Annotated in this window: 4 protein-coding genes; all 4 read left to right on the top strand. The window is 69.4% G+C overall.

Annotated elements, in window-relative coordinates; all coding sequences use genetic code 11:
- Window positions 1-67 precede the first annotated feature (67 nt).
- The 4 genes from ABZ260_RS37885 (at window position 68) to ABZ260_RS37870 (ending at window position 10,042) form a co-directional block, all read left to right on the top strand.
- Window positions 68-2,305, top strand: a complete 2,238-nt coding sequence (locus ABZ260_RS37885; protein ID WP_355627123.1) for a WD40 repeat domain-containing protein — start codon at window positions 68-70, stop codon at window positions 2,303-2,305.
- A gap of 799 nt (window positions 2,306-3,104) precedes the next feature.
- On the top strand, window positions 3,105-4,511 hold the full coding sequence (locus ABZ260_RS37880; RefSeq protein WP_355627122.1) for a glycoside hydrolase family 43 protein: 1,407 nt from the start codon (window positions 3,105-3,107) through the stop codon (window positions 4,509-4,511).
- Window positions 4,512-4,559: 48 nt separating this feature from the next.
- Window positions 4,560-8,660, top strand: a complete 4,101-nt coding sequence (locus tag ABZ260_RS37875) for an Ig-like domain-containing protein (protein WP_355627120.1) — start codon at window positions 4,560-4,562, stop codon at window positions 8,658-8,660.
- 98 nt (window positions 8,661-8,758) lie between these two features.
- Window positions 8,759-10,042, top strand: a complete 1,284-nt coding sequence (locus tag ABZ260_RS37870) for a hypothetical protein (protein ID WP_355627119.1) — start codon at window positions 8,759-8,761, stop codon at window positions 10,040-10,042.
- Window positions 10,043-10,153 lie beyond the last annotated feature (111 nt).

The raw sequence follows: 10,153 nt of genomic DNA, 5'->3' as shown, positions 1-10,153 counted from the left end.
GGCTCGTAGGCCCCCACGTGGTGGCTGCCTCGCACCATGTTGACGCAGTGCCGCTCGATGTCGAGCGGTGAGAAGACCCGCCTGCCGAGGACGGCTGGAGTCCGCCCTGTGGTGGGCGGCCACCGGCCGGCGCCATCTGACCCTGAACGCGCTGGAGCGTTCGTTCCTCGACGCGGGTACGGATCTCACCCGGCGGCGCGGCCGCGTCCGCCGGCTGGTGACCGCCGGTCTCGCGCTGCTGCTCGCGATCGCCCTGAGCGCGGTGGCCGTGGCCGTACGGCAGGGCGTGACCCTCGCCGCCAATCTCGACCAGGCGACCGCACGCTCGGTCTCCGCGCGTGCGGAGGCCCTGCGATCCACCGATCCGCGGGCCGCGATGCTGCTGAGCGCCGCCGCTTGGCGGATCTCGCCGGTCGACGAGGCGCGTACCGCGCTCTACGGGTCGCTGGCCCAGTCCCGGCTGGATGTCTTCCCGTCGGAGTACGGCTGGCTCGCCGGTGACGGGCGGACGTTGTACGCGGCGGACGAGGACGGCGTGCGCGTCTGGGACGTCGCCACCCACGAACGGATCCGCGCTTTTTCCGACTCGGCGTCGGGAGACTCGGACACGGCTTCGGTGAGCCGCGACGGGCTGACCCTGCTGCTCGCGGGGGACGACACCGTCAGGCTGGTGGACGCGCGCTCGGGGAAACCGCTCGGCGAACGGTACGAGAACCTCATGCATGCCGAGTTCGGCGACGGCACCCGGGTGTTCTGGGCGAGGACTGACCGGGAACGGACCCAGCTGTGGCGGGTGGGCGACGGCAAACCGCTGCTGGACCGCGGCTCGTTCGACAGCGTGGCGGTAAGCCCAGGAGACCGTTACGCGGCGCTGTTCCACCAGGAGGGGGCGGCCGAGATCTGGGACCTTTCCAGCGCCAGACGGCTTCCCGTTCCCACGCTGCCCAAGGGAGCGGCGATTCACGCCATCAAGTTCTCGCCCGATGGCCGAACTCTGGCGATCGCGCGTCACCACGACGTCCTGCTCTGGGATGTGGCGTCGGGAAAGCCCGCTGACGAGCCGCTGGAGGCGCCGGGTGCCCTCTGGCGGAACGCCTTCGGCGACGACCTGCTCGCCTACACCCCGGACGGCCGTCACCTCGCCGTCGTCGACCCCGGTCACATCACCCTGTGGCGAGTGGCCGACCGGGCCAGGATCGCCGAATACCCGCTGGACAGCGGGGCGGCCGCTCTCGTGAGATTCGACGCGGACGGCAGGACCCTCCGCTACAGCACCTTCGAGCCTCCGTTCTCGATCGTCTCCCTCGACGTCTCCGCCTACCTCCGCCCCCCGACGCTGGGGGTTTCCCAGCAGGCGGACGCCACTCTCAGTCCTGACGGCCGGGTACTTGCCCTCGTCGGCCGCCCCGCCACGACCGTCGAGCTCTGGGACGTGGCACGAGGCCGCCTGCTGGGCGAGCTGAAGGCGGCGGAGGAGCCCGCCGACTACGCTCACGTGATCTTCAGTCCGGACAGCCGGACCCTCGCCGTCAGCCCGCGGCCGGGTCCCGCCCGCACCACCTTGTGGGACGTGGCCACCCTGAGTCGTCTCCCCGACCTCGACGATCCGGGCAAGGTAGCCCAGCTCGCCCGCGCGTTCAGCCCCGACGGCAGGACGCTGGTCGTCTCCTCCGTCGGCGAGGACGGCATCGAGGTCAGCAGATCGTGGGATCTGCGGACGCGGAAGACGGCCGGAGGCCTCCGCCTCCCCCACGGCGGGGCGCTGGCCCTCCTGCCGTATGGCCGGGTGCTCTCCACCGACGGCAAGATGACGGATCAACCGTCGGGAGAGCCGAGCCCTTGGGAGAGTCCCGGCACGATCTCGTTTTCCGCCGCGGCGGTGAGCCCGGACGGGCGGTTCGTGGCCGTCGGAGTGGAGGAAGGTCGCGTCGCGGTGTCGGACGCCAGGACCGGCAAGCGCCTCAGCCTCGTCCAGCATGGCAAGGATGCGATCAACGCGGTCGCCTTCTCCTCCGACGGGACGCTGCTCGCGTCGGGCATTCCGGGCGAGATCCGCCTCTGGGACCCCGTGACCAGCCGGCCGATCGGACCGCCGCTGGCCGGGCCCACCGACCTCCTCGCCTCCCTGGCATTCGACGCGGACGGCACCCTCAGGGCCGCTGGGTGGCACCGGGACCTGATCTCCTACCCGACCGCGCCTGAGCGGGCCGTCGCGGCCGTGTGCGTGCGGGCGGGCCGGGCGCTGACGGAGGCCGAGTGGCGAGAGCACATCCCGGACCTGCCGTACCGAAAGGTGTGCCACTGACGCCACCGGTACGCCAACGACCCGGGACGTGTGGATCCGGGGTGGGCCTGCGCCGCCCCGCGAGTCTCGGGGAGCGGCCGGTCAACGTGGTCTGCGTGCTGCCCCGCCCGGACTCCGGCGCCGCCGTCAGGAAGGCTTTCACCGCGGGCCTCACCACGGCCGCCGCGTCGGGCGAAGGCAGGACGTTCGGTGAGTTCGCCGAGGAGATCACCCACGACGAGGTCCGGAGCGGTGACCGCACGGTCCTGCGGGCCACCCTCACGCTGACCGACGCCCTCTCCGCGCGGGTTCGCCGCGCAGCTGCTCCAGCGCGGGGAGCTGTGGTCCCTGGCCGACCCCGCCGGTTCTCTCCCGGAAACGCTCGCGCCGGGAGCCTCCTGACCGGTCGCCGGTGGAAAGGCGTGCCGCGGAAAGGGGCGCGTTCACCGCCAGGAGGCGGTCACGCCTCCGGGGTGATCGAGGGGGTGCCGAATGTCCACGGTCGGTCCCCGGTAAATCCCCTCTCTCGCTGTTCGAGGCTCAGGCATCGCAAATGTTAGCCCTATCATTTTTTTTCCAACTTTTTTCGGCCGCAGGCGTTAAGCGGAGTGGCAAAGCACCAGGCCAGAGGGTTTCTGACAGCCCTGGAGATTGGGTCTTGACAGCGATTCTGTTATCGCAAACACTCAGGAAACCTCGGCGAAACAAAGCTCGGGGTTCCTCGTTCCAGGCGGCGAGTTCCCGCGATCGGAATTGTTAGCGTTAACACAAGTAGTTGCCGGACATTGGCAAGCGCCATTCACCCCCCAGGAGCAGTGTCATGAGAAGACGATGGACAACGGCCCTCGCCATGATCTTCGCCTTCACCCTCGTCCTCGCCTCGGCCGGACCCGCACCCGCCGCGAGCCCGATCACGACGTCCATCTACACCGCCGACCCCGCCGCGCTGGTCGTCGGCGACACCATGTACCTGTACACCGGCCACGACGAAGCGGCCCCGGGCGGCACCAACTTCGTCATGCGTGACTGGCACGTGTTCTCCTCCACCGACGCCACGACCTGGACGGACCAGGGGGCGAGGCTCTCGCTGTCGAACTTCCCCTGGGCCGGTGCCGACGCGTGGGCGGGGGAGGTCGAGCCCCGCGGCGGCAAGTACTACTGGTACGTCCCGGTCAACGGCAACGGCGCGGGCTGGATGGACATCGGCGTCGCGGTCGGCGACAGCCCGCTCGGCCCGTTCACCGACGCCAAGGGCGGGCCGCTGATCAGCGACGGCACCCCGAACTCCTCGCCGCTCAACATCGACCCGACGGTCTTCACCGACGACGACGGCCAGGCGTACATCTACTGGGGCTCCTACTACGGCCTGCGCGCGGCCAAGCTCAAGCCCGACATGATCAATCTGGACGGCCCGGTGATCACCCCGGCGGGGGTGAGCAACTTCTGGGAGGCCCCCTGGATGTTCAAGCGGAACGGCACCTACTATCTCGCCTACGCCGCCAACGACTCCGGCTGCTCCCAGCCCGGCTACGCCTGCATCCGCTACGCCACGGCCGCCGGCCCGCTCGGCCCCTGGACGCATCGCGGTGTCGTGCTCGACCAGGTCAGCTCGACCACCAACCACCCGGCCATCATCGAGTTCAAGGGCCAGTGGTACATGGTCTACCACAACGCCGCGGCGCCGGGCGGGGGCAACTTCCGCCGTTCGGTCACCCTGGACAAGCTCTACTGGAACGCCGACGGCACCATGCAGAAGGTCGTGCAGACCTCCGGCGGAGGGGGAGGCGGCCAGCCGCCCTCCGGTACCAACCACGCCCTCACCGCCACCGCCTCCACCTCGTACGTCTCTCCGTGGGAGACCCTCGGAGCGATCAACGACGGCCACGTCCCGGCGAACTCCGCCGACCGCAGCCACGGCGCGTACGGCAACTGGAACCACCAGGGCACCGAGTGGATCGAGTACCGCTGGCCCACCGCGAAGAGCGTCGGCAAGGTGGCGACCTACTGGTTCGACGACGACCAGGGCATCGACCTGCCCGCCTCCTGCAAGGTGCAGTACTGGAACGGCAGCGCCTATGTCGACGTGCCCGGCCAGTCGGCCTGCGGCGTCGCGGCGAACACCTACAACGTCACCACGTTCACCCCGGTCTCGACCACCCGGCTGAGACTGAGCATCACCTCCAGGACCGGCTACTCGACCGGTGTCCTGGAATGGATGGCTCTCTAGGAGCACGCAGGCCCCCCGCGTCAACCCCCCTCCGAGAGATGTGAAGCGATGCCCGTCCTCTCCCGTGCCCGGCGGTCGCTGACCGCCGCCGCCGTCACCCTGCTTCTCACCGCGACCTCGCTCACGCTCGGCACCTCCGCCTCGGCGGTGCAGAGCATCGGACTGCCCACCTTCAGCGGGCCCGCGATCCCGGCCCCGCCCGTCTCGTACACGCCCGGCAACATGATGCAGAGCATCTACGACGCCGAGAGTCCGGGCACCGACTTCTGGATGGACCGGCTGCTGTCGCGCTCCGGCAACGACCCCGCGGGCACCTGGCTGATGAGCCGGGGCCGCGCGGTCTTCATGAAGAACCACACCCCGTCCGTCATCGGCTTCGGCGGTCAGGTGGCCTACTGGGAGAGCATCTCCAATGAGAACGCCTACTCGGTGGCGATCTCACCCGGCACGTTCACCGAGCAGCCCGCCCAGCGCTGGCAGGCGCCCAGCCACTGGAAGAGCGTGCACACCAGCGGCTCCCTGGTGGTGAACGTCACCAAGTTCATCACCCACAACAACGTCGCCGTCACCAACCTGTCGATCACCAACAACGGTTCCGGGTCCCAGACGCTCACCCTGAAGGCGACCTCGCCGTACGCCAAGACCCCGGCGGGCACCGAGCTCACCGGCATCGTGGACGCCAAGAACAAGCTCACCACGATCTTCCCCAGGCTCTCCGGGGACGGCTTCGCCGTCAGCGGCACCGACCTGACCCGCTCGGTCACCGTCGCCGCCGGGGCGACCGTGACGACCAAGGTGGCGATGGGCTTCGTGACCGACGAGCTCCCGGCCTCGCTCACCGAGTACCAGTCGTACCGCTCGGCCACCCCCGCCGCCGCGTTCGCGACGCACGTGCGGGCCTACAACCAGTGGTGGGCGCAGAACGTCCCCTACATCGACGTGCCCGAGCCCGCCATCAAGAAGAGCGTCTACTACCGCTGGTGGCTGATGCGCTTCAATCACCTGGACGCCGACATCCCCGGCCAGGACTACCAGTGGCCGACCTCGGTCGAGGGGGCACTGGGGTACAACAACGCCATCGCGCTGACCGTGCCGATGTTCGTCGACGAGCTCAAGTACCTGCGCAACCCGATGTACTCCTACGGGCCGTGGGTGTCGGCGGGGGAGGTGTCGAAGAACGGCCGCTACATGGACAACCCGGGTGATCCGGAGAACTGGTCCAACAGCTACACCCAGTACATCTCCGAGGCGGCCTGGCGCAGCTACCAGATCCACGGCGGCCAGCCCGGCATCGCGGCCAACCTCGCCCGCTACGCCGAGCAGGACGTCAAGGGCCAGCTCGCCTTCTACGACCAGGACCACAACAACCTCATCGAGTACGACTGGGGAGCGCTGACCGGCAACGACGCCGACGCCGTCTCCTTCCACTGGCGTGCCGGGCGCCTGGACCGCACCGAGTCGGCCTACGTCTACAGCAACGCCATGGCCTCGGCCTCCGCCTACGACGCGGTCGGCGACACCGCCAAGGCCAACGAGATGCGCACCATCGCCACCAACGTCAAGAACGCGGTCGTCAACGTGCTCTGGAACCCCACGGCGAAGGTGCTGCAGCACCGGCACGTGTCGACCAACGCGCTGGTGCCCTGGAAGGAGATCAACAACTTCTATCCGTACTCGGTGGGCCTGATGCCCAACACCGCGACCTACCGCGAGGCGCTGCGGCTGTTCGACGACGAGACCGAGTATCCGATCTTCCCGTTCTACACCGCCAACCAGAAGGACAAGGCCGCCGCGGCGGCCGCGGGCAACCCGGGTTCCAACAACTTCTCGCAGATCAACTCGACCGTGCAGTTCCGGCTGCTCTCCTCGGCGCTGCGCAACTACCCGACCTCCTACATCACAGCCGACCACTACAAGAAGCTGCTGTACTGGAACGCCTGGGCGCAGTACGTCGGCGGCAACACCGCCTGGCCCGACTCCAACGAGTTCTGGGCCAACTGGAACCCCGGGACGAAGACCATCGACTACCGCTCCTGGATCCACCACACGATCCTGGGCAGCAGCAACTGGACGGTCGTCGAGGACGTGGCGGGGCTGCGCCCGCGCGACGACGGCAAGGTCGAACTGTCGCCGATCGACATCGGCTGGTCGCACTTCACGGTCAACAACCTGCGCTACCGCAACAGCGACCTGACCGTCGTCTGGGACGACCCCGCCGACGGCGTCGTCCGCTACGCCGGTGTCCCGCAGGGCTACTCGGTGTACGTCAACGGTACCCGTGCCCTCACCGTCGACCGCCTCACCCGGCTCGTCTACGACCCGGCCACCGGCGCGGTGACCTTCCCCGGCACCGCCGGCACCGTCGGCTACAACGTCGCGATGCCCGGCATGCAGGCGCCCACCCAGGTGGTGCAGACCGACGCCCGGGTGGTCGACATGTTCGCCAAGGCCGGGGTCAACCTCACCACCGGCGCCGCCCCGGCCAACCTCGCCCAGGGCCGGGCCGCCACGGCCTCCTACACCGCGTCCGGAACCACCACGGCCGCGGCGGTGGACGGCTACACCATCAACGATCCGATCTGGGGTGCCAAGGGCTCGGCCAACGCCCAGGACTGGTACGAGATCAACCTCGGCTCGTCGCAGACCTTCAACGACGTGCGGCTGCACTTCCGCAACGACCGCGCGGCGGGAGGCTACGCCGAACCCGCGATGTACCAGATCCAGTATCACGACGGCAGCACCTGGGTCACCGTCCCCAACCAGGCCAAGAGCCCGGCGGCGCCGGTGTCCAACTACAACCGGGTCCGCTTCCCCGCGATCGGCGCCCAGCGGGTCCGGGTGCTGATGACCCACCGGGCGGGCCTCAGGACGGGCCTCACCGAGGTCAAGATCTACAACTCCGCGGGCAGTCCGCCCGCCGCGACCAACCAGGCCCCGTACGTCCTCGCCAGAAAGGATCCCGCCTACAACCAGCCCGCACAGGTGCGGCTGCTCGGCACCGTCAAGGACGACGCGCTGCCGAACGGCACCCTGAGCACCGCCTGGTCGCTGGTCGGCGGCCCGGGGACGGCCGTCTTCACCGCGCCGACCGCGGCCGTCACGCTGGCCTCGTTCACCGTCGCGGGCACCTACACGGTGCGGCTCACCGCGAGTGACGGCACCTCCTCGGCCACCTCGGACGTGACGGTCACCGTCACCCAGGGCTCCGGCGGCGGGGGCGGCGCGGCCAACGTGGCGGGTTCGGCCACCGCGTCGGCGTCCTACACCTCCCCCTGGGAGTCGGTGAACGCGATCAACGACGGGTTCACCCCGGCGAGTTCCAACGACTCCGCCAACCCGCGCTGGGGAACCTGGCCCGAGACCGGTACCCAGTGGGCCGAGCTGACCTGGAGCGGGCCGCAGCGGCTCAACTCCGCCGAACTGTACTTCTTCGACGACAACGGCGGGGTGCGCGTGCCCGCGTCCTGGAAGCTGCAGTACTGGACCGGGAGCGCCTACGCCGACGTGCCCGGCGCGGGCGCGTACAACAGGGCACTGAACGCCTTCAACAAGGTCGACTTCACTTCGGTGACCACGACCCGGCTACGGGTGTCGCTGACCAGCGGCGCCGGATCCGTCGGCCTCCTGGAGTGGCGGGCCTACGCGGAGGTCCCGCAGTCGATCCGCCCGGTCCACCAGGCGACGCTGGCGGGGCAGGTTCCCACGCTGCCCGCCACGGTCACGAAGGTCTACGCCAACGGCTCCCGGGTGAACTCCCCGGTCACCTGGGCGCAGATCACCCCCGCCCAGGTGGCGAACGGCGGCGCCGACTTCACCGTGGCGGGGATCGTCGAGGGGGTGACCGCGACCGCCTCGGCCACGGTGTGGGTGCGGACGACCGGCGCGGTCAGCATCACCTTCATCGAGCCGGAGGCCGTCTTCACCCCGGTAGGGGTGGCCCCGTCCCTGCCCCCGACGGTCACCGCCACCTTCAACGACGGTTCGAAGGACAACGTCACCACGACGGTGAGCTGGGCGTCGATTCCCGCCTCCCGGTACGCCTCGGCCGGGACCTTCACCGTCACCGGCACCGTGCCGGGCACCTCGCTCACCGCCCAGGCGACCGTCACCGTGGGAGGCACCGTGGGAGGCGCCGCCTCATCCGGCTAGGCACCGGTGTCCCACCTTCCTCCCGGGCTCCGGCCCGGGAGGAAGGCCCCGCAAGCACGCCCACCGTTCGAGACCTGACCCCTTACGGAGGTTCGCGCATGAGACGTTGGTGGATGGCGGCCGTTCCCGCCCTGATACTCGGCTTACTGATGTCTCCGGCCGACGCGGCGGTGGCCGCCCCCGGAGACGGCAACCTGGCGGTCAACGCGACCGCGACCGCCTCCTACACCTCTCCCTGGGAGAGCATCGCGGCGATCAAGGACGACATCGACCCCGCGCAGTCCAACGACACGGTCAACCCCCGCTGGGGCACCTGGCCGCAGACCGGTGCGCAGTGGGCCGAGCTGACCTGGGCGCAGCCGCAGGCACTGCGCTCGGCACAGGTGTACTTCTTTGACGACAACGGCGGGGTGCGCGTGCCCGCGTCGTGGAGGCTGCAGTACTGGAACGGGAGCGCCTACGCCGACGTCACCGGCGCGAGTGGCTACCCGACGGCGGTCAACGCCTACAACAGGGTCACCTTCACCGGCGTCACCACGACCAGGCTGCGCGTGCTGCTGCAGAGCGGCGCGGGCTCGGTCGGCCTGCTGGAGGTGAAGGTCTACACCACCGAGTCACCTGGCGAGGGAGGCGGCGGCACCGGCTGGAGCCCGCCGGCCAACCTCGTCGCCCCGCTCAACCAGGTCTGGCAGCACGTCGAGAGCACCTACAACCCCGGGCCCTCCGCCTTCCGCAACTACGGCTGGGACCAGGTCATGGCCAACGGCGGGAGCATCAACTACTGCGTGCGGTGGGACTCCTCGGCACCGGTCTCGGCCACCCTGCGCGATCAGATCCACGCCTCGCTCGCCCGGCAGTTCAAGAAGTGGATGGACGTGATGGCCGGCCACAACGGCTGGCCGTACGCGAACGTCCCGGTCAAGGTGGTCGGCTGGGCCGTGCGCGACCGCGCCACCCTGCAGTGGAGCGACAACTCCGTGGACGTGTACGTCAACGACATCCGTGAGAACGCCCCCCAGTGCGCCCAGCCCTGCGGCCGGTTCTTCAACCAGAACGGCCAGTATCCCAACTGCCCCGGCGGCCTCGCGCGCCACTACGACATGTCCCTGTGGCTCACCGCGGGTATGAGCGGCGGCGCGGGCGGCGACTGGGGCCAGCGCATCGGTAGCGAGTACTACGTGAACAACCTCAACGCCGACAACATACACATACTGCTCCATGAGATGGGACACAGCTTCGGCCTCGACGACTTCTACGACTGGACGCCCACCGGCGTCGGAGGCTTCCTCATGAAGGCGGGAAGCGCCAGTCAGATCACCGAGTTCGACAAGTGGATGTTCCGCGACTGGTGGCGCCATCTCAAGAGCCGTTACGGCCTGTGAGAGCTCTCCGGCCGGTGCCCCTGCCGGGGCCCGGCCGTCCTCCTCGCCTAGAAGCCCACTGAAGATCTTGGTGTGATGCCCCCGGGGGTCTGTGATGTCCCCGGTGGGGGC

It is taken from the genome of Streptosporangium sp. NPDC006013, assembly GCF_040614275.1.
GTDB lineage: Bacteria > Actinomycetota > Actinomycetes > Streptosporangiales > Streptosporangiaceae > Streptosporangium.
The sequence above is the reverse complement of the archived record's forward strand: the minus strand, read 5'-3'. Positions and strand labels throughout refer to the sequence as shown.